Origin of the sequence: Lederbergia lenta NBRC 16444, assembly GCF_001591545.1 — a bacterium.
GTDB classification, from domain to species: Bacteria; Bacillota; Bacilli; order Bacillales; family Bacillaceae_C; genus Lederbergia; species Lederbergia lenta.
Window position 1 is genome coordinate 1 of sequence record NZ_BCVC01000001.1, and the last position, 21,274, is coordinate 21,274.

Genomic DNA, 21,274 nt, shown 5'->3' on the forward strand with positions numbered 1-21,274 from the left:
TTTTTTTTGATTTAAATATTTTTTATTTCAAGTGTAGAATTTTGTTTAAACACAGGATGTTGCAAAAAGGTATGTATAGTAATAATCTAGTAGTGGAACTCCATGCCGTGCTTATAACAGTGCTAGTCTCCTGACTGCATCTTATTTACATATATTTGAAGGTATCTTAATTTAATGCCTATATATTGAAGTGAAATTCTCTAATTAGTACTGTTCTTATATATAAAGGGTAATATAAAGTAGATACAGTTAATTTTACGATAGAGTAAATTTTAAACGGAGGAATGTTTATGCTTGGTAATAGTTTAGTTATGGTTGCAATTATTCTAATTATTAATATTGTGTATGTTTCCTTTTTTACGATCAGGATGATACTCACGTTGAAGGGTTACAGATATATTGCGGCATTTTTAAGTATGATCGAGATTGTAATTTATGTGGTAGGTCTTGGACTGGTTTTGGATAATTTGAATCAAATTCAAAATGTCATTGCTTATGCAGTGGGATATGGTATAGGGGTTATCGTTGGTACGAAAATTGAGGAAAAGATGGCACTTGGATATATTACTGTACATGTGATCACGAAAGAGTATGATAAAGACCTCCCAACACAATTGCGTAATGCAGGATATGGAGTAACAAGCTGGGCAGCCCAAGGGTTGGAAGGAGATCGAATGGCATTACAAGTTTTGACATCAAGAAAATTCGAGTTAAAATTATACCAAACAATCAAGGAACTAGACCCAAAAGCATTTATTATTGCGTATGAGCCAAAAGCTATCTACGGCGGTTTTTGGGTAAAAGCTATTAAGGGAAGGAAAGTTAAAGAGTCATGAAAAAACAATTTGAAGTAATGGAAAATGAAACTATTGGTGAGTGCCTTGATAGAATGGATAAGGAAGGATATCATCCAATAAAGAGAATTGAAAAACCGATATTTAAAGAAGAAGGCAACAATAAGGAAAGCAAATTTATACCAATTGCTCAGAAAATTATTTTTGAAGGAGTTAAAAACACTTAAACACGAACATTAAAATAAAATATTAAACTAATGTTCGATTTTTAATTGACATCTGCTTCTTAACTTTGGTAAGATGTAATTGTTGAACAAGGCCTCGTATATCATGGGAATAGGGCCCATACGTATCTACCCAATTACCGTAAATAATTGGACTATGAGGAAAGTGGAATTTGGGAAGCATTTGATGTGCTTTTTTCAAGTGCGATTTCTACTCCCGGATAGCCTGCTTTCTTTTATAGAAACGCAGTCTATCCGTTTTTTTATTTTACATATAAAGGACGGAGGGATGATATGAAAACCGAAGTCGGAATTATTATGGGCAGCACATCTGACTGGGAGACGATGAAACATGCCTGTGACATATTAGATGAATTACAGGTGCCATATGAAAAAAAGGTAGTATCGGCGCATAGAACTCCAGATTTAATGTTTGAATATGCGGGAAAAGCAAAAGAACGAGGATTAAAAGTGATTATTGCTGGAGCTGGCGGGGCAGCACATCTACCAGGAATGGTTGCTGCAAAAACTATATTACCAGTGATTGGTGTTCCCGTAGAATCTAAGTCCTTAAAAGGAATGGATTCATTACTTTCGATTGTTCAAATGCCTGGCGGAGTACCAGTTGCAACGGTATCAATTGGTAAATCTGGGGCAGTGAATGCAGGATTACTTGCAGCACAAATACTTGGTACTGAAAATGAGAAAATAGCAGAGCGTCTTGAAAATAGAAGAAATGAAATGAAAGAAAAGGTATTAGAAAGTAGTGATCAGCTTGTCTAAGCAATTTATTAAACCTGGTCAAACAATTGGTATTATTGGCGGCGGACAACTTGGCCGTATGATGACTTTTTCTGCAAAGGAAGCTGGATTTCGTGTAATAGTATTGGAGCCTGCTCCAGACTCACCAGCAGGACAAGTAGCAGATGAACAAATAGTTGCTGCTTATGATGACCGCACTGCACTTGCTAGATTGGCAGAAAAAAGCGATGTCATCACATATGAGTTTGAAAATATTGATTACGAGGCACTTGATTGGCTAACTAAAAAAGCTTTTATTCCACAAGGTTCTGAATTAATAAAAGTGACACAGGATCGTATTTTAGAAAAGCAGTCTTTAACGGATGCAGGTGTGAAAGTTGCTCCGTATGCAGTTATTCGCAATGAAAAAGATTTACAACAGAAATTAGAGAAAATAGGATTTCCTTGTGTGCTGAAGACTTCACGTGGTGGATATGACGGTAAAGGACAATATGTTATTAAAGAAGCACAAGATGTTCAAGAAGCAGCACAACTATTAACACACGGCCCTTGCGTTTTAGAGGCATGGATCCCATTTGAAAAGGAAATATCTGTTGTCATGGCAAGAAGCATAGAGGGTGAACTGAACTGTTTTCCTATCGGAGAAAATATTCATGTGAATAACATTTTACATGAAACGATCGTTCCAGCAAGAATTTTACCGCATTTAAAAGGAAAAATTGTCGAGTTAGCTAGGAAAATTGCTAATCAATTAAATCTAGTGGGAACATTGGCTGTGGAGTTATTCTTAACAGAAGATGGGCAGCTTTATGTGAACGAACTTGCACCAAGGCCACATAATTCGGGACATTATACAATTGAAGCATGTAATATTTCACAATTTGGCCAGCATATACGAGCAGTGTGCGGTTGGCCGTTGCAAGATTCAAAACTTTTGAAATCTGCGGTGATGATCAATGTGTTAGGTCAGCATGTAGATGGAGTGATAAGGGAAATTCCGCAGCGTACAGATTGGGCGGTTCATTTTTATGGAAAAAATGAAGCAAAACATAACCGGAAAATGGGCCATGTAACGATCTTAACTGAAAATGTAGAAGCGACTTTACAGGAGTTAGACGCTAGTAATGTTTGGAAATAATATTGTGTTTTAATGACAGGAATCATGACTTGGTTTCATTTAAAAAAGCTAGACCCCATATCGAGAGGAGAAATGAAAATGTATAAAGTGAAGGTTTTTGTAACATTAAAAGAGAGTGTTGTTGATCCACAAGGTTCTGCAGCAACGAAAGCATTACAAAACACGGAGTTCCCTGAGGTGCAAGATGTGCGTGTAGGTAAATATATTGAACTTAGTTTTGAAAAGTCAAATAAAGATATTGAAGAAGCAGTTCATGATATATGCCGAAATCTGCTTGTAAATACAGTAGTGGAAGATTATCGTTTTGACATCGAGGAGGTTGGAGCAGAGTGAAATTCGCTGTCCTAGTATTTCCTGGTACAAGCTGTGAAGCAGACACGTATGATGCAATAAAAAATGTGCTTGGAGAAGATGTAGAATTTGTAAGACATAATAGTGAAGATTTAAACGCATATGATGCAATTATTCTTCCAGGTGGAACTTCCTATGGAGATGCGATTCGTCCAGGGGCAATAGCTCGGATGCAACCAGTGATGAAGGCGGTAAAAAAAGCTGCTGAAGCAGGAAAACCAGTGTTAGGGATCGGCAATGGATTCCAAATATTACTTGAAACAGGCATTTTACCAGGTGCAGTGCTTGAAAACAGAGATTTGAAATTCATCTGTAAACCAGTTCAATTAAAAGTGGAGAATAACGATACTTTGTTCACTTCCACATATGAGAGTGGGGAACAGATTACTATACCTATCGCACATGGAAATGGAAACTATTATGCGGATGAAGAAACACTAACAAAACTCCGACAAAATAATCAAATTATTTTTACTTATACAACAGAGAATCCTAACGGTAGCATGGATAATATTGCTGGAATCAGCAATAAACAAGGAAATGTTCTTGGTATGATGCCGCACCCTGAGCGAGCAGTGGAGCAGCTGTTCGGAAGTGAAGACGGATTAAGGCTTTTTCAATCAATTGTAAGAAACTGGAGGGAATCACATGCCACAAATGCTTGAACCAAACTCAGAACAAGTGAAAATAGAAAAAATATATCGTGACATGGGTATGACAGACGAAGAGTTTGCCCTTGCGGAAAAAATGCTTGGTAGAACACCTAATTATACAGAAACGGGTTTATTTTCGGTCATGTGGTCTGAGCATTGTAGTTATAAAAATTCTAAACCAGTATTGAAAAAGTTTCCGACAGAAGGAAAACAAGTACTTCAAGGACCTGGAGAAGGTGCTGGAATTGTTGATATTGGTGATAACCAGGCAGTTGTATTCAAAATTGAAAGCCATAACTCCCCGTCAGCGATTGAACCTTATGAAGGGGCTGCAACTGGGGTTGGTGGTATCGTCAGAGACGTTTTCTCCATGGGAGCAAGACCTATTGCATCATTGAACTCCCTTCGTTTTGGTGAACTGGATTCACCAAGAGTTCGTTATTTGCTTGAACAAGCAGTAGCAGGAATCGCGGATTACGGTAATGGACTTGGAATTCCAACTGTTGGCGGTGAGATTCAATTCGATCCGGCTTATGAACATAATCCACTTGTGAATGCGATGGTTGTTGGATTGATTAATCATGAAGACATGCAAAAAGGCCAGGCAAAAGGTGTTGGTAATACAGTAATGTATGCGGGCGCCGCTACTGGTAGAGATGGAATTCATGGAGCAACATTCTCTTCCGTTGAACTAGCAGAAGAAGAGGACGAGGATAGAGCAGCGGTACAAGCTGGGGATTCGTTTACAGAGAAATTGCTAATGGATGCTTGCTTGGAGCTCGTTAAGTCAGATGCATTGATTGGTATTCAAGATATGGGGGCAGCTGGTCTTGCAAGTTCATCTGCGGAAATGGCGAGTAAAGCAGGCTATGGAGTTGAAATGAATCTTGATTTGGTCCCACAACGTGAAGCAGATATGACAGCTTATGAAATGATGCTATCAGAATCACAAGAGCGGATGTTGCTTGTTATCAAAAAAGGACGCGAACAAGAAATTATTGATTTATTCGCAAAATACGATCTTGAAGCAGTATCTGTTGGACATGTAACAGATGATAAAATGCTTCGTTTACTTCATAAGGGCAATGTTGTTGCCGAAGTACCGGCTGATGCACTAGCAGAGGATGCGCCAGTGTACCATAAGCCTTCTGAAGAGCCAGCTTATTACCGTGACTTCCAAGCAATGGAGCAAGAAGTTCCACAAGTAACTGATTATAATGAAACATTAATGCAACTTTTAAAACAGCCGACGATAGCAAGTAAAGAATGGGTATACAGTCAGTTTGACCATCATGTTGGTTCTAATACTGTTGTTAGCCCTGGATCAGATGCAGCGGTAGTGAGGATTCGTGGCACGAAAAAAGCAATCGCGATTACAACAGATTGTAACTCACGTTATATTTACTTGGATCCCGAAGTTGGAGGAAAAATTGCAGTAGCTGAAGCAGCAAGAAACGTTGTCTGCTCTGGTGCTGAACCATTGGCAATTACGGATGGACTAAACTTTGGTAGTCCAGAAAAGCCAGAAATATTTTGGCAAATTGAAAAATCAGCAGCCGGTATTAGTGAAGCTTGTCTTGCACTTGAAAGTCCAGTCATTGGCGGAAACGTGTCACTCTTTAATGAAAAGGGAGGCAAGGCGATTTATCCAACACCAATTATTGGAATGGTTGGCTTGATCAAAGATACATCTTATGTAACGACACAAGTGTTTAAGTCAGCTGGAGACCTTATTTATTTAATTGGTGAAGCAAAAGATGAGTTTGGTGGAAGTGAATTGCAAAAAATGATTCATGGCAAAATTTTCGGTAAAGCTCCTGCAATTGATTTAGAAGTCGAAGTTAGCAGACAAAAACAAGTGCTAGAAGCAATCCAAGGTGGTCTTGTTGCATCGGCTCATGACGTTTCTGAAGGTGGTACAGCTGTAGCGATCGCAGAATCATTATTTGGTACAAATGGACTTGGTGCTGAAGTGACACTTCATGGCAATGAGACATCCGCATTATTTGCAGAAACACAATCACGCTTTATTCTATCTGTTAAAAAAGAAGATCAAAAAGCCTTTGAACAAATTGTTGAAGATGCAAGATTGATTGGCGAAGTAACGAACGGTGGCCAGTTGATCATTAAAGGCGCAGAAAAACAGTTAATCCAATCTGATACAAGGGCATTGGAAGAAGCCTGGAAAGGAGCCATTCCATGTTTGCTGAAGTAAGAGGGCTAAACGAGGAATGTGGCGTTTTCGGTATTTGGGGTCATCCTGATGCAGCGCAAATAACTTATTATGGTCTCCATAGTCTGCAACACCGAGGGCAAGAAGGTGCGGGTATTGTTGTAACAGATGGTGAACGACTAAAAGGGGTTAGAGGCGAAGGGCTTGTCAATGATGTTTTCGATGAAAAGAAAATCGAAAGCTTAGAAGGGACAAGTGCGATTGGTCATGTGAGATATGGAGGTATAGATAAAGGCGGCCTAGAAAATGTGCAGCCATTCTTGCTCCATTCACAAAGTGGTGGTCTTACGCTTGCTCACAATGGGAATTTAATTAACGCGAGTGATTTAAGGCATCAACTTGAGATGCAAGGCAGTATCTTTCAAACTAGTTCAGATACAGAAGTACTTGCTCATTTAATTAAACGGAGCGGTTACCTAGCATTGAAAGATAAAGTGAAAAATGCTTTATCAATGGTTAAAGGGGCATATGCAATTGTAATTATGTCCGAAGATGAGTTGATTATTGCACAAGATCCAAATGGGATGCGACCGCTCTCGATTGGGAAAATAGGAGAAGCCTATTGTGTAGCATCTGAAACATGTGCATTTGATCTCATTGGAGCCGATTTTGTTCGCGATGTGGAGCCTGGAGAATTGATAGTCATCAATAATGAGGGAATACAAGCGGAGCGATTTTCACTTTCTCCTTCAAATGCTATGTGTACCATGGAATATGTGTACTTCTCTCGCCCAGATAGTGATATTGAAGGTATAAATATTCATACCGCGAGAAAAAGCCTTGGGAAAATGCTAGCGAAGGAAGCTAATATTGAAGCCGATGTGGTAACAGGGGTGCCAGATTCAAGTATCTCAGCGGCAATTGGATTCGCAGAAACAGCAGGTATACCTTATGAACTTGGTTTAATTAAAAATCGCTATGTTGGTAGGACGTTTATTAAACCATCTCAAGAACTCCGTGAGCGCGGAGTGAAAATGAAACTCTCACCAGTTAGAAGAGTGGTTGAAGGTAAACGCGTCGTCATGGTGGATGATTCCATTGTCAGAGGTACAACGTGTAAGCGAATTGTAAGAATGTTAAAGGAAGCAGGAGCAACAGAGGTACACGTGTGTATCAGCTCACCGCCAATGAAAAACCCGTGTTTTTATGGAATTGATATTTCCACACATGAAGAGTTAATTGCGTCTTCAAATAGCGTGGAAGAAATCCGTGAAATTATCGGCGCTGATTCCTTAACATTTTTAAGCGTCGAAGGAACACTTGAAGCAATCGGGCGAAAAGGGTATGGAAAAGATTGTGGGCAATGCATGGCATGTTTCACTGGGGAATATCCGACAGAGATTTATCCAGATACGAAATTACCATATGAAAAAGAATTGATGAGATAATGAAATTTATGTGTGTCGCGTCTGTGAGCTGAAATTCCAGCGTCCTGTAATGCAGACGCTGGAACTAAATGATAAGGGGGCAATTAGGATGGCAAATGCCTACCAAAAGGCCGGCGTCAATATTGAGGCTGGATATGAAGCAGTTGAGAAAATAAAGAAGCATACGAAAAGAACATTACGTGCAGGTGTGATGGGACAGCTGGGAAGTTTTGGTGGAGTCTTTGATTTATCTGAATTGAATTTAAAAGAACCTGTACTCGTTTCCGGTACGGATGGAGTTGGAACAAAGTTGAAACTCGCATTTATGATGGACAAGCATGACACAATTGGGGTTGACTGTGTAGCAATGTGTGTCAATGATATTGTTGTCCAAGGTGCAGAGCCGATTTATTTTCTTGACTATGTAGCACTTGGAAAGGCTGTTCCTGATAAAATTGAACAGATCGTGAGCGGAATCGCTGATGGTTGCGAGCAGGCTGGGTGTGCACTAATTGGTGGAGAAACAGCGGAAATGCCAGGTTTGTATGAGGAAGAAGAATATGATTTGGCGGGGTTCTCTGTAGGTGCTTGTGAGAAATCTGAATTAATCACTGGTGAAGATATACAGGCAGGCAATGTTCTTATTGGTCTTGCTTCAAGTGGTATTCATAGCAATGGTTATTCATTAGTTAGAAAAGTATTCCTCGAAGATCAAGGTTTTCAACTAGATGCCCAGTTACCAGAGCTAGCAGATACACTTGGTGAGGAGTTACTTAAGCCAACAAGAATTTATGCAAAACAGATCATTGCTGCTCTTCGAGAGTTTAAGATTAATAGTATGTCCCATATAACAGGTGGTGGCTTTATCGAAAATATCCCAAGAATGCTACCTGAAGGCTTTGGTGCGGAAATTAAACTAGGATCTTGGCCTGTCTTACCTATATTCCAAGCGCTCGAGAAGTACGGGGATATAAAAAGTGAAGAAATGTACAATATTTTTAATATGGGAATCGGTTATGTTGTGGCCGTTGATGCTCATGTTGCAGATAAAGCAATGCGTTTCTTTATAGAACAAGGTGAAAATGCCTATAAAATCGGTTCTGTCGTTAAAGGAGAGGGCGTACAGTTTGTGAGCGCGGAGGACGAAAAGTGAAAAAGATAGCTATTTTCGCATCAGGTACTGGAAGCAATTTTCAAGCGATTATTGATGCTATCGCCGCGAAGCAACTTCAAGCAGAAGTAGCCTTGCTTGTGTGTGATAAGCCGATGGCAGGTGCCATTGATAAAGCTAAATTGGCGGGAGTGCCTGCTTTTGTATTTGAGCCCAAACAATATGAATCTAAAGCCGCGTTTGAACAACAGATCATTCATAAGCTTAGGCAGCATGAGGTAGACTTTGTCGTATTAGCAGGATATATGAGATTAGTTGGTCCAACATTGCTTACAGCATACACGAATAGGATCATCAATATTCACCCTTCATTATTACCAGCTTTTCCTGGCAAGGACGCAATTGGCCAAGCGGTAAAAGCGGGTGTAAAAGTTACTGGAGTGACCATCCATTTTGTCGATGAAGGAATGGATACAGGTCCAATTATTGCACAAAGAGCAATGGAGTTAACAGATGGAGATGGGCTTGCTGATGTTGTCCGTAAGATTCATGAAATAGAACATGTTTTTTATCCAGAAACATTAGAAAGATTATTCGGAAAAGGCAGAGTCTAATAAAGATATTTTTTAAGATGAAAAATCCGGAGGGTGACCAATAATGAAGAGAGCACTTATCAGTGTATCGGATAAAACGGGTGTTGTGGAATTTACGAAACAACTGATTGAACTTGGATTCGAAATTTTGTCGACAGGCGGCACAAAGAAAGTACTTGAAGAAGGTGGCCTAGACATTAAAGCTGTAGACGATATTACTGGTTTTCCAGAGATTTTGGAAGGGCGAGTAAAAACACTTCATCCAATGATACATGGTGGTTTATTGGCGAAGCGTGATGATTCGGGACATATGGAGCAGTTGGATGAACAAGGAATTCAACCAATTGATTTAGTTTGTGTGAACTTATATCCGTTCCAACAGACGATCGCAAAACCAAATGTTACAGCTGAAGATGCAATTGAAAATATCGATATTGGTGGTCCAGCAATGCTGAGGGCATCTGCCAAAAATCATGAATATATTACAGTTTTAGTGGATTCTCTTGATTATGAACAAGTACTTGAAGAAATGCGGGCTCAAGGTGAAGTATCGAAAGAGACGAAGCGAAAACTTGCCGCAAAAGTTTTCCGCCATACTGCGGCATACGATGCTTATATTGCTGAGTATATGACGGAGCTATCAGGTGAAGAGCAGCCAGAGCGTGTTACATTTACATATGAATTAAAACAACCATTACGTTATGGGGAAAATCCACATCAAAAAGCGGCTTTTTATAGTCGTCCACTTGGTTCAGAATTTTCGATTGCTAATGCTCGTCAATATCATGGTAAGGAGCTTTCTTATAATAATATCCATGATGCAGATGCCGCCTTACAGATAGTAAAAGATTTTGATGAGCCTGCCGCCGTTGCAGTAAAGCATATGAACCCATGTGGAGTTGGGGTAGGAACTAATTCTTCGGATGCTTTCCAAAAAGCATTTGAGGCAGATCCAACATCTATATTTGGAGGAATTATAGCTTTCAACCGTCTAGTAGATGGAGAAACAGCAAAGAAATTACATGAAATTTTCTTGGAAATTATTATCGCACCTGCCTTTACAGACGAAGCCCTGGAAATTTTAACGACGAAGAAAAACATACGTTTATTGACGGTTCCATTTGATCAAACAAAGAAGGCAGAGAAAATGCTCACTTCAGTGGAAGGTGGCTTGCTTATTCAGGATCAAGACACTTATACATACGAAGACGCGGAGATTTCTATTCCAACAAAACGTGAACCAACAGAAGAAGAGTTAGCTGCGTTAAAATTAGCGTGGAAAGTAGTAAAACACGTAAAGTCGAATGCAATCGTAGTTGCAAGCAATGATATGACAATTGGAGTTGGCGCTGGGCAAATGAATAGGGTGGGAGCAGCGAAAATAGCTCTAGAACAAGCGGGCGAACGAGCAAAAGGTGCAGTACTCGCATCAGATGCATTCTTCCCAATGAGTGATACAGTAGAAGAAGCCGCACGAGCAGGAATCACAGCAATCATCCAACCCGGCGGATCCATTCGCGACGAAGACTCTATAAAACTAGCTGACAAACACGGAATCGCCATGATCCTAACAGGCGTAAGACATTTTAAACATTGATAATAGAAAAGCGGAAGCGCCCGTTTAGCGACGTATAAACTGGAGGGATTCTGACGAGATAAAGGAAACACGGTAAGCCTGCAGGCGAGCCGATGTTGACTTATCGTAGGAAGAATCGTGAAGTTTACTAGTCGCTGGGCGCTGCAGCTAGACATAAAAGAAAAGCGGAAGCGCCTTGCTCATCGACGTACAGACTGGAGGGGCTTTCGTACGAGATAAAGGAAACACGAAGAGCAAAGCGATTCGATGTAGACTTATCGTAGGGAGAAGCCCTGAAGTCTGCTAGTCGATAGGCACTGCAGCTAGACATAAAAGAAAAGCGGAAGCTCCCGTTTATCGACGTATAAACTGCACTCACAGGATGTGGCAGTTTTAGTCGAGGGACCTTATTTTAAGTAGCAAGGTGAAGGTTGAATCCCAGCATGGTGAGTACTAATACGTTAGTGAGGCGGGGTCAGCCCCCGCCTTAATAAATTTTGGACGGGTGATGTTAATGAAGATTTTAATTGTTGGTGGTGGAGGTAGGGAACATGCACTTTGCAAAAAGGTGCGGGAGAGTGAGCGCGTTACGGAAGTTTTTTGTGCCCCAGGAAATGCTGGAATTAGCGCAGACGCAACGCTAGTCCCAATTCAAGAAACAGATTTTGCTAATTTGATTGAATTTGCTAAAAAGGAAGCGATCGATTTAACGATCGTTGGTCCTGAAGTTCCTCTTGCAGCCGGTATTGTCGATGAATTCGAAGCTGCTGGTCTCAAAATATTTGGTCCTCGAAAAAATGCAGCTATTATTGAAGGTAGTAAATCATTTGCAAAAGATCTAATGAAGAAATACTCGATTCCAACCGCTGCATATGAAACATTCCACTCTTATGAAGAAGCAAAAGCTTATGTAGAGAAACAAGGGGCACCAATTGTAATTAAGGCAGATGGCCTTGCTGCCGGAAAAGGCGTTGTCGTTGCGATGACAATGGATGAAGCAATTGCAGCTTTAAAAGACATGCTTTTGGATGCTAGATTTGGGGAGTCATCCGCAAGTGTAGTAGTAGAGGAATTTTTAGATGGAGAAGAATTTTCTTTAATGGCATTCGTGCATGGAGAAGATGTATATCCGATGGTTATCGCTCAAGATCATAAACGTGCATATGATGGTGATCAAGGACCAAATACAGGAGGCATGGGTGCATATTCGCCTGTTCCACATATTGCAGACGCAGAAGTAGAATTTGGTGTGAAGGAAATTTTAATTCCAACAGCGAAAGCGATGATTTCTGAAGACCGTACTTTTACAGGCATACTATACGCAGGTCTAATTCAAACCAAACAAGGCCCAAAAGTGATCGAATTTAATGCACGCTTTGGTGACCCAGAAACACAAGTAGTTTTGGCACGTCTTGAAACGGATTTGGTCCAGTTAATAATGGATATTATGGATGGAGAAAAACCAGAAATTGAATGGTCAGATGATGCAGTTGTTGGGGTAGTCACAGCTGCAAAAGGTTATCCAGGAGAATATAAAAAAGGTATGCCATTACCAGATCTTACTTTACTAGGTCCAGAGATTTCTGTTTTCCATGCAGGAACAAGCCAACGTGAGGAAGATGGAGCATTGGTTTCCAACGGCGGACGCTTATTACTAACAACTGCTAAAGGTAAAACGATTAAAGAAGCAGTCAAAAAAGTGTATGCTGAAATGAAAAAAACAGATCATGAAGAATTTTTCTACCGTAAAGATATCGCATATAAGGCCCTTTAATTATGTCACCAAGTAAAAACGTATAAAAGCGTTTTTACTTGGTTTTTCTTTGGAAATTAAGGAATTTCTACATTTACTAACATAATTCTAAAAAATTATATAAGTCTTTTCTTTGTATATATGTGTTAGAATAGTGGTATATACAACTTAAAATAAATAGCATATGTTTTGTGTTGTTACCGTTTTCACATAATGTTAATATTTCACTGTGAAACTGTAATGCGTTAAAAAGATTAATATGTTAGGATAGTTTTAGGATGAAAAGTTAGTTTGGCAGGAGGAGTTAATATGTTAGATCAAAAATATAGATGGAAGAACAAACAAATACGTGGTCAAGTAGCCGTTGTGAACGGTAAGAAGGCGCCAACAAAACTTCTAATAAATGCTCGATTCTTACATTCAGTGCTTCGCAAATGGATTATTGCTAATATTTGGATACACAATGACCGAATTGTTTATATAGGAGAAGAATTACCAAAGTTAACAACAGATTGTGAAATTGTTGATTGTTCAGGGTTTACTCTTGTTCCAGGTTATATAGAGCCGCATGTGCACCCATTTCAATTATATAATCCGCAAACATTTGCTCGATATGCATCCCAAACAGGAACGACGACAATTATTAATGATAACTTAGTTATATTTTTACATTTGAATAAAGAGAAAGCGTTTTCCTTGTTAAGGGAGTTAAATGAATCTCCTGTGAGTATGTATTGGTGGAGTCGTTTCGATTCCCAAACCGAAATGGATGGAGAAGAAACAATATTTTCAAATGGTGATATTCAATCGTGGCTTGAACATGATTTAGTTGTACAGGGGGGAGAATTGACTGGTTGGCCGAAGTTACTTGCTGGCGATGATTTGATGCTTCATTGGATTCAAGAAACAAAGCGCGTTGGCAAGAAAGTGGAAGGGCATTTTCCAGGGGCTTCTGACAAAACGCTTGCGAAGATGATGTTGTTTGGAGTAGATGCAGATCATGAATCGATGACTGGAGAAGATGTATATAAGCGTCTTATGCATGGTTATAACGTTTCTCTACGTCATTCATCTATTAGACCGGACTTACCTGTATTATTAAAAGAAATGAGTGAGCTTGGTCTTCAGCAATATGATTCTATGCTTTTCACTACTGATGGTTCCACACCGGGTTTTTACAAACAAGGCATCGCTGACATGATGATTCGAATTGCATTAGAAAACGATGTTCCAATTATAGATGCATACCATATGGCCTCTTACAATGTGGCTCGTCATTATAACCTTCTTCATCACCATGGCATGATTGCTACTGGGCGCATAGCTAATATTAATTTTCTAGAAGATGAGCAAGATCCTACTCCGGTATCCGTTCTTGCAAAAGGAGACTGGGTAAAGAGAGACGGTCAACAAATCCAGCATGATGAAAATATTGATTGGTCTAAGTTTGATATGGAGCCACTTCAGTTAGATTGGAATTTACAAGAAAGCGATATGCAGTTTTCGATGCCATTTGGGATAGAAATGGTGAATGACGTGATCACGAAGCCATACTCAGTGACAATGGATTTTTCCATAGAGAATCTTTCGGGTGATCATGATGAAAGTTATTTTATGTTAGTGGATCGTCAAGGGAAATGGCGGATTAACACAATAGTCAAAGGATTCGCACAAAATGTAAGCGGTTTCTCCTCGTCTTTCTCAAATACAGGTGATTTTATATTAATTGGTAAAAATAAGGAAGATATGCTGCTAGCCTTTAACCGAATGAAAGAAATTGGTGGCGGAATTGTACTAACAGAAGAAGGAAAAGTACTTCACGAAATTCAGCTTTCACTCTCGGGTTTAATGTCCGAGAAAGAGCTACCTAGCTTGATTAAGGAAGAAGAAGAATTGAAGAAATTACTTATTGAAAGAGGCTACCAATTTACTGATCCAATTTATTCTTTGCTATTTTTTTCTTCCACACACTTACCTTACGTACGGGTTACCCAACAAGGAATGTATGATGTTATGAATAAAACAATTCTCTTTCCAACGTTAATGCGTTAAAATAGTAGAATGATATAATGAATAAGTGTCAAAATGATGATTTGGGGGATGTTATGTGTTAAGTAAAAGAAATCCACTCCTAATAGCTGCAGTGATTGTATTAGCATTGTCTGCTTGTAGCAAGGGAGAAAACAAGTCAGCGGAACGAGAAGTAGAAAAGAACCCTCAGCAATCAGAAGAAAATAAGGATTTTGAACGATTTCCTCTTACTGGTATAGAAATGGAGGAGAATTCTGAAGGCAGAGCTGTAGCGGTAATTGTTAATAATCATCCAGCTGCACGTCCGCAAAGTGGATTAAGTGAAGCAGATATCGTTTATGAAGCGTTAGCTGAGGGTGAAGTTACGAGGCTTTTGGCGATTTATCAAAGTGAGCAACCTGAAAATATTGGCCCGGTACGTAGTGCACGTAATTATTTTATTGATTTGGCACAAGGATATGATAGTTTATTCATAGCCCATGGTTATAGTCCTGATGCAAAAAAGATGTTAACATCAGGGGAAATTGATAATTTAAATGGCATCCAATATGATGGTTCATTATTTAAAAGATCTTCATCACGAAAGGCGCCACATAACTCGTATATAAGCTTTGACAGTATTAAAAAGGGTGCTTCAGAGCTGGAATATGACATGGACAAGGCACCGAAAGAATTGGTCTTCTTAGACGGGGAAGAACTTTCTATAGAAGGTACGCAAACAGAGTATATGGAAGTATCTTACGGGAGAACGACACAATTTACTTCGGAATATAAGTATGATAAACAGACAAAAAAATATACTCGTTATTCAGATGGTGTACAAACGACTGATCTTAATACGGATAAACCTGTCCAATTGGATAATGTAATCGTGATGGAAGTGGCTCATCAAGTGATTGATGACGCTGGACGCAGAGCAATAGATCTTACTTCTGGAGGGCGTGCATTTTTATTGCAAAAAGGTAATTCCTATGAAGTCGAATGGAAGAATGACGATGGTCGTTTAATCCCATATGTAGAGAATGAGCCAATAGGACTTGTTCCAGGGAAAACTTGGGTCAATATTGTGCCGGAGATGGATATTGTCTCATTCGAACAGTGACTATGTGATGAAGTTTAGGAAGGGAGGGGTATACATGCAAATTGAAAAGCTTAGAGGAAAAGAACTAGACCAGCTTTTTACTGCAATTTTATCATTAAAAGATTTAGAAGAATGCTACCGATTTTTTGACGATTTATGTACAATTAATGAAATTCAATCCTTGTCACAACGATTAGAAGTAGCTAGACTGTTGCGTGAAGGAAGTACGTATCATAAAATAGAAGAAGAAACTGGTGCAAGCACTGCAACCATATCAAGAGTGAAACGCTGTCTAAACTATGGAAATGATACATATGAAATGGTTTTAGACAGAACACAAGAATAGACATGTATATAAAAACCCTATTTCAGCGATGCACTAATTACCCATGTATCTTGAAGTTTGTTAGTGGTAGGGTGCTAGACGAAGATTCACTTTCTTAAACCTTATTACATTGTAGTATTTTATAATTTCTTAAGTAGCGAAAAACCGCAGATTTATCATGCGGTTTTTTCGCTATTACACAAGAAAGAAATTCATTAAGGTGATTGCTTGGCAAAATGCTATAATGTAGTATGGAATAGGAAATAGATTGGAGGATTTATCATATATGTACGATGTGGGGCAATGGCGTCATGCCTTTAAATTAGATCCAAACAAAACGATCTCAGATAAAGATCTTGAACTTATATGTGAATCAGGTACAGATGCTGTCATTGTTGGTGGGACTGACGGTGTTACATTGGAAAAAGTATTGAATTTAATGGCAAGGATTCGTAGATATACTGTTCCGTGTGTATTGGAAGTAAGTAATCACGAATCGATATCACCAGGATTCGATTTGTACTTTATTCCAACTGTTTTGAACAGTAGTGATCCTTCGTGGATTACGGGCCATCATCATCAAGCTGTCAAAGAGTATGGAGAGTTAATGGATTGGGATGAAATTTTCATAGAAGGATACTGTATATTAAATAAGGATTGTAAAGCAGCAAAGCAAACCTCGGCAAATACAGATCTTAGTGAAAATGATATTACTGCCTATGCAATGATGGCAGAGAAAATGTTTCATATGCCAATCTTTTATTTAGAATATAGTGGTATGTATGGTGATCCTCGACTGGTGCAACAAGTAAAAGCACAACTTACAGACACGCGACTCTTTTACGGTGGTGGTATTAAAACTGCTGCTCTAGCAGAAGAAATGGGACAATATGCTGATGTAATCGTCGTAGGAAATATAATTTATGAAAACATAAAAGAAGCGCTGAAAACAGTTAACGCTCTGAAAATATCTAGCAAATAAAGATGTAAATGATATAATAGGAACGAATGTTCTTTATAGGTGGTGTAGACGTGGAAATATTAACAGGGCGTCTTCTTGAAGGGTTAAACCCTGAACAAGGGGAGGCAGTAAAAGCAACGGACGGACCTTTATTAATAATGGCTGGTGCAGGTAGTGGGAAAACGCGAGTGCTTACACATCGCGTTGCATATTTAATGGTGGAAAAAGGCGTGAATCCGTATAATATCTTGGCGATCACATTTACAAATAAAGCTGCTCGTGAAATGAAAGAACGGATCGGACATATTATGGGGGATGCAGCTGAAAGTGTATGGATTTCAACATTTCACTCTATGTGTGTGCGTATATTGCGTCGAGATATCGACAGGCTTGGCTATAATAGAAATTTTACAATTTTAGATACTACTGACCAACTGTCTGTGATTAAGAATATTTTAAAAGCGAAAAATATTGATCCGAAAAAATTCGAGCCTAGAGCTATTTTAGGAGCGATTAGTAGTGCGAAGAACGAGTTAGTATCTACAAAAGAATATGAAAAACAAGCTTCTGGATATTACGCGCAAGTGATTAGCGATGTATATACAGAGTATCAAAGACGGCTTCGTAGAAATAATGCGCTGGATTTTGATGATTTAATCATGATTACAATTCAACTTTTTGATCAAGTCCCAGAAGTACTTGAATTTTATCAACGCAAATTTCAATATATTCATGTGGATGAGTACCAAGATACGAATAGAGCTCAATATATGCTTGTAAAGCTATTGGCTGCTCGTTTAAAAAATTTATGTGTCGTTGGTGATTCCGATCAGTCAATCTATAGATGGCGCGGGGCAGATATTGCAAATATTTTATCCTTTGAAAAAGACTATCCCAATGCCCAAGTGATTATTCTAGAACAAAATTATCGTTCAACGAAACGAATTCTGGAGGCTGCAAATGAAGTAATTAAAAACAATCCCAATCGTAAGCCGAAAAATTTGTGGACAGATAATACTCCGGGAGAGAAAATCACGTATTATCGAGCAGATGGTGAACAGTCGGAGTCACAATTTGTTGCCGGGAAGATTAAAGAATTATGCCAAGGACAAAATAGAAAACTTTCGGACTTTGCTGTTTTATATCGTACAAATGCTCAATCCCGTGTTATTGAGGAAGTATTATTAAAATCTAATATTGAATACAACATTATTGGCGGTACTAAGTTCTATGATAGAAAAGAAATTAAAGATCTACTTGCATATTTGCGTTTAATTGCTAATCCAGATGATGATATTAGTCTTCAGCGTGCGATAAACGTACCTAAACGCGGGATAGGTGCAACTTCGATAGATAAGATTGCCAGGTATGCGCAAGATCATGATATCTCATTATTTGTGGCATTGAATGAAATAGACTTTATAGGCTTAACAGGAAGAGCAGCCAATGCAGCAGCAGATTTTCATGCATTGATTCGAAATTACACACAAATGCAGGAATTTCTGTCAGTAACTGAATTAGTAGAGGAAGTTATTGAAAAATCAGGATACAAGGAAATGTTAATTGCTGAAAAGTCATTAGAGGCAGAAAGCCGTCTTGAGAATATTAATGAATTCCTTTCTGTTACGAAGAGTTTTGAAGATAGCAATGATGATAAAAGTTTAATTGCATTTCTAACGGACTTAGCGTTGGTTGCAGATATAGACAAGCTAGATGAAGATGGTACCCCTGGAGAAGCGATTACATTAATGACACTTCATGCTGCAAAAGGATTGGAGTTCCCGGTAGTATTTTTAATTGGCATGGAGGAAGGAGTCTTTCCACACAGCCGTTCGTTGATGGAAGAAGAAGAAATGGAAGAAGAGCGAAGACTTGCATATGTAGGGATTACTCGAGCAGAAGAAGAATTATTTATTACAAATGCTCAAATGAGAACATTGTTTGGTCGGACAAATATGAATCCTGTTTCCCGATTTATTGCTGAAATACCGGGAGAATTACTAGAAGATGTGCAAGCTGAACAAAGACAAAGCGTGTCTTCTGGATTTTCTAAGAAAACACAGCAACGAGCAAAGCCAGTTTTTCGGAGTGTGGCTAAGCCGGATATTACAAATAATGTCAGTTGGAATGTCGGAGATAAAGCAGAACACAAAAAATGGGGTATCGGTACGGTTGTCAGCGTAAAAGGCGATAATGAAGGTGTGGAGCTAGATATTGCATTTCCAAGTCCAACTGGAATAAAACGACTGCTAGCTGAATTTGCTCCTATTACGAAAGTATAAGTTTACTACTGGGAAAGGGTTGTGTATATGACCAGTGAGAAGGCTGAGTTGCAGCTGAAAGAACTGCAAAATTTATTAAATAAATATAACTATGAGTATCATGTATTAGATAATCCAACGATTCCAGATGCTGAATATGATAAATTGATGAAGCAATTAACAGATTTGGAGAAAGCCTATCCTGAGTTAATAACGCCCGATTCACCTTCACAGCGTGTTGGTGGAGCGGCGTTATCAGCTTTTGAAAAAGTCACGCATGAAACACCAATGCTTAGTTTAGGAAATGCATTTTCAGAAGCTGATATTCGAGATTTCGACCGACGGATTAGACAGGCAATAGGGGATAAATTCACTTATATTTGTGAGCTTAAAATTGATGGGTTAGCAGTTTCCCTCAGTTATGAAGAAGGTTTATTTATCAAAGGATCGACAAGGGGCGATGGTGAGATTGGCGAAGACATTACAGCGAACTTAAGAACGATTCGTTCCATACCCCTTCGATTAAATGAGCCATACACATTCGAAGTCCGCGGAGAGGCTTATATGCCGAAAAGATCATTTTTACAACTCAATAAAATGCGGGCTGAAAAAGAGGAAATGTTATTCGCTAACCCAAGAAATGCTGCGGCCGGATCCCTTCGTCAGTTAGACCCCAGGATTGCAGCTTCAAGAAATCTTGATATATTCCTATACGGAATGGGTAATTATGGAACAACTGGAGTTGCTACTCATAGTGCCGGACTTAACTTATTGGAAGACCTTGGTTTAAAGGTAAATAAAGAGCGCAAAAAGTGCGCAACGGTAGAAGAAGTAATGAATTATATCGAAAAGTGGACGGTGGAACGGCCAGAGCTTGACTACGAAATCGATGGAATTGTCATCAAAGTTGATTCGCTTGATCAACAAGATGAGCTAGGGGCTACGGCTAGAACACCACGCTGGGCGATTGCTTATAAATTTCCAGCTGAAGAAGTAGTGACCAAATTAACTTCCATTGAATTAAGTGTAGGAAGAACAGGCGTTATTACACCAACAGCGATTCTAGAACCTGTAACTGTAGCAGGAACAACTGTGCAAAGAGCATCTCTTCATAATGAGGATATTATTAAGGAAAAAGATGTAATGCTTGGAGATTGGGTTGTTATTAGAAAAGCTGGTGATATCATTCCTGAAATAGTAAATGTGCTTGCAGAGAGAAGAACAGGTGAAGAAATAGCTTTTTCTATGCCAACCGAATGTCCTGATTGTGCAAGTGAACTTGTCCGGCTCGAAGGGGAAGTCGCACTTCGTTGTATTAATCCAAAATGCCCGGCACAAAGGCGTGAGAGCCTCATTCACTTTGTTTCTCGTAATGCGATGAATATCGAAGGGATGGGTGAAAAAGTAATTGGGCAGATGTTTGATCATGCTCTTATTAAAGATGCAGCTGATATTTATTTTTTAACGAAAGATCAGTTGTTGAGTTTAGAAAGAATGGGAGAAAAATCTGCTACTAATTTACTTACATCCATTGACATATCGAAAGGCAATTCACTTGAAAAGTTATTATTCGGATTAGGTATACGCCATGTTGGCGCAAAAGCCGCGAAAACACTTGCCGAGCATTTTGAATCAATGGACAGGCTATCTACTGCTACAGAGGAAGAGCTGCTGACTGTCCCAGAAATCGGTGACAAGATGGCAGATGCCATCGTCACTTACTTTGAAAATGAAGAAGTGGAGCAACTAATTTCTGAGTTAAAGTCAGCAGGCGTCAATATGAATTATTTGGGAATAAAACGACAACAAATAGAAGATAGTGATTCTGTCTTTAATGAAAAAACAGTGGTATTAACGGGAAAGCTTGAACAATTAACAAGGAATGAAGCAAAAGAGAAAATAGAAGCACTTGGAGGCAATGTGTCAGGAAGTGTTAGTAAGAAAACAGATATTTTGATTGCGGGAGCAGATGCTGGATCGAAACTAACGAAAGCAATAGATCTCGGGATCGAAGTATTGAGCGAGGAAAAACTTCTGGAAGAACTTAAAGAATAAGGTGG

Annotated in this window: 18 protein-coding genes and 1 riboswitch; all 18 genes read left to right on the forward strand. The window is 39.1% G+C overall.

Features of this window, described 5'->3' with window-relative positions; genetic code table 11:
- Positions 1–290: 290 nt before the first annotated feature.
- The 18 genes from BLE01S_RS00005 (at position 291) to ligA (ending at position 21,269) form a co-directional block, all read left to right on the forward strand.
- The gene (locus tag BLE01S_RS00005; RefSeq protein ID WP_066135620.1) at positions 291–836 is read left to right on the forward strand and encodes a DUF2179 domain-containing protein; all 546 of its coding nucleotides are present in this window, start codon (positions 291–293) and stop codon (positions 834–836) included.
- Positions 833–1,021, forward strand: a complete 189-nt coding sequence (locus tag BLE01S_RS00010; RefSeq protein ID WP_066135623.1) for an NETI motif-containing protein — start codon at positions 833–835, stop codon at positions 1,019–1,021. The genes BLE01S_RS00005 and BLE01S_RS00010 overlap by 4 nt, the downstream gene beginning before the upstream one ends.
- A 74-nt stretch (positions 1,022–1,095) precedes the next feature.
- A riboswitch (purine riboswitch) is annotated at positions 1,096–1,196 on the forward strand.
- A 116-nt stretch (positions 1,197–1,312) separates the two neighbouring features.
- Positions 1,313–1,801 (forward strand): 5-(carboxyamino)imidazole ribonucleotide mutase, encoded by a 489-nt coding sequence (purE, locus tag BLE01S_RS00015; RefSeq protein WP_066135625.1) that lies wholly within the window; start codon positions 1,313–1,315, stop codon positions 1,799–1,801.
- Positions 1,794–2,918: a 5-(carboxyamino)imidazole ribonucleotide synthase gene (gene purK, locus BLE01S_RS00020; RefSeq protein ID WP_066135626.1), complete on the forward strand. Its 1,125-nt coding sequence runs from the start codon at positions 1,794–1,796 to the stop codon at positions 2,916–2,918. Before purE ends, purK begins: the two co-directional genes overlap by 8 nt.
- A gap of 78 nt (positions 2,919–2,996) precedes the next feature.
- Positions 2,997–3,251, forward strand: a complete 255-nt coding sequence (gene purS / locus BLE01S_RS00025; RefSeq protein WP_066135629.1) for a phosphoribosylformylglycinamidine synthase subunit PurS — start codon at positions 2,997–2,999, stop codon at positions 3,249–3,251.
- Complete coding sequence (gene purQ / locus BLE01S_RS00030) at positions 3,248–3,934, forward strand: phosphoribosylformylglycinamidine synthase subunit PurQ (protein WP_066135632.1); 687 nt, start codon at positions 3,248–3,250, stop codon at positions 3,932–3,934. The genes purS and purQ overlap by 4 nt, the downstream gene beginning before the upstream one ends.
- A complete protein-coding gene (gene purL, locus BLE01S_RS00035) occupies positions 3,918–6,137 on the forward strand; it encodes a phosphoribosylformylglycinamidine synthase subunit PurL (RefSeq protein WP_066135636.1) in 2,220 nt (739 codons plus the stop codon). The genes purQ and purL overlap by 17 nt, the downstream gene beginning before the upstream one ends.
- Positions 6,122–7,543, forward strand: coding sequence for an amidophosphoribosyltransferase (gene purF / locus BLE01S_RS00040; protein WP_066135639.1), 1,422 nt, complete (start codon positions 6,122–6,124; stop codon positions 7,541–7,543). Before purL ends, purF begins: the two co-directional genes overlap by 16 nt.
- 88 nt (positions 7,544–7,631) lie before the next feature.
- Positions 7,632–8,675 (forward strand): phosphoribosylformylglycinamidine cyclo-ligase, encoded by a 1,044-nt coding sequence (gene purM, locus BLE01S_RS00045; RefSeq protein ID WP_066135642.1) that lies wholly within the window; start codon positions 7,632–7,634, stop codon positions 8,673–8,675.
- Entirely contained in the window at positions 8,672–9,247 is a 576-nt protein-coding gene (gene purN, locus BLE01S_RS00050) for a phosphoribosylglycinamide formyltransferase (RefSeq protein ID WP_066135646.1), read from the forward strand. The genes purM and purN overlap by 4 nt, the downstream gene beginning before the upstream one ends.
- A 40-nt stretch (positions 9,248–9,287) precedes the next feature.
- Positions 9,288–10,823, forward strand: coding sequence for a bifunctional phosphoribosylaminoimidazolecarboxamide formyltransferase/IMP cyclohydrolase (purH, locus tag BLE01S_RS00055; protein ID WP_066135649.1), 1,536 nt, complete (start codon positions 9,288–9,290; stop codon positions 10,821–10,823).
- A gap of 493 nt (positions 10,824–11,316) precedes the next feature.
- Positions 11,317–12,576 carry a phosphoribosylamine--glycine ligase gene (purD, locus tag BLE01S_RS00060; protein WP_066135652.1) on the forward strand — a complete coding sequence of 420 codons (1,260 nt, stop codon included), beginning with the start codon at positions 11,317–11,319 and terminating at the stop codon, positions 12,574–12,576.
- 288 nt (positions 12,577–12,864) lie between these two features.
- Positions 12,865–14,607, forward strand: a complete 1,743-nt coding sequence (locus BLE01S_RS00065) for an adenine deaminase C-terminal domain-containing protein (RefSeq protein WP_066135655.1) — start codon at positions 12,865–12,867, stop codon at positions 14,605–14,607.
- A gap of 55 nt (positions 14,608–14,662) precedes the next feature.
- The gene (locus BLE01S_RS00070; RefSeq protein ID WP_066135659.1) at positions 14,663–15,688 is read left to right on the forward strand and encodes a DUF3048 domain-containing protein; all 1,026 of its coding nucleotides are present in this window, start codon (positions 14,663–14,665) and stop codon (positions 15,686–15,688) included.
- A gap of 34 nt (positions 15,689–15,722) precedes the next feature.
- The gene (locus tag BLE01S_RS00075; RefSeq protein WP_066135662.1) at positions 15,723–16,013 is read left to right on the forward strand and encodes a YerC/YecD family TrpR-related protein; all 291 of its coding nucleotides are present in this window, start codon (positions 15,723–15,725) and stop codon (positions 16,011–16,013) included.
- 265 nt (positions 16,014–16,278) lie between these two features.
- Positions 16,279–16,974, forward strand: coding sequence for a heptaprenylglyceryl phosphate synthase (pcrB, locus tag BLE01S_RS00080; RefSeq protein ID WP_066135665.1), 696 nt, complete (start codon positions 16,279–16,281; stop codon positions 16,972–16,974).
- 50 nt (positions 16,975–17,024) lie between these two features.
- The gene (gene pcrA, locus BLE01S_RS00085) at positions 17,025–19,235 is read left to right on the forward strand and encodes a DNA helicase PcrA (protein WP_066135668.1); all 2,211 of its coding nucleotides are present in this window, start codon (positions 17,025–17,027) and stop codon (positions 19,233–19,235) included.
- Between the two features lie 27 nt (positions 19,236–19,262).
- Positions 19,263–21,269, forward strand: coding sequence for an NAD-dependent DNA ligase LigA (gene ligA, locus BLE01S_RS00090; RefSeq protein ID WP_066135671.1), 2,007 nt, complete (start codon positions 19,263–19,265; stop codon positions 21,267–21,269).
- The last annotated feature ends 5 nt before the right edge of the window (positions 21,270–21,274 follow it).